The 439-nt window shown below is 58.8% G+C and carries 1 protein-coding gene; it reads right to left on the bottom strand.

Annotated features, from left to right (window positions below):
• On the bottom strand, window positions 1–354 hold a 354-nt coding region (locus AC1D0P_RS29855), incomplete at its 3' end, for a hypothetical protein (RefSeq protein ID WP_477680039.1).
• Window positions 355–439 lie beyond the last annotated feature (85 nt).

The raw sequence follows: 439 nt of genomic DNA, 5'->3' as shown, positions 1-439 counted from the left end.
GGTGCGCAGTTCCGGCGCGCCTTCAAAAATCACTTTGATCGGGCTTTTCTGGAAAAGCTGCGAAACCTCGACCTCATAGCCGTAGAATTCGAATTCGGCCTCGGTCAGACCGGTGCGCCAGAGCAGGCGCGCGCCACGCCATTGAGGATGGTTGGTCTGGAAATGAAACGAGACGCGCACAACGGGTACGCCGGCTGCCACCAGCCGCTCGCTCATTTCGACCAGGATGTTGTCGACGAACCGCTGATTGCGCGTCTCGTTGACCAGCCAGTCGAGGATTTTCCGTCGCCGCGCCGGCCAGACGCCGTCTTCGATATCGCGTTCGGTTTCGGAAGCTTGTGCCGTCATCGCCATACACTACCCCTCAATCAGTCCGATGAGTCACCGACGGGTGATCACGCCATGGGCCGATCAACTTTCCACATGGACAACACATAGG

Source organism: Polaromonas sp. P1_G2 (assembly GCF_056405515.1).
Note: the sequence above shows the minus strand (reverse complement) of the source record. Positions and strands in the feature narration are given on the sequence as shown.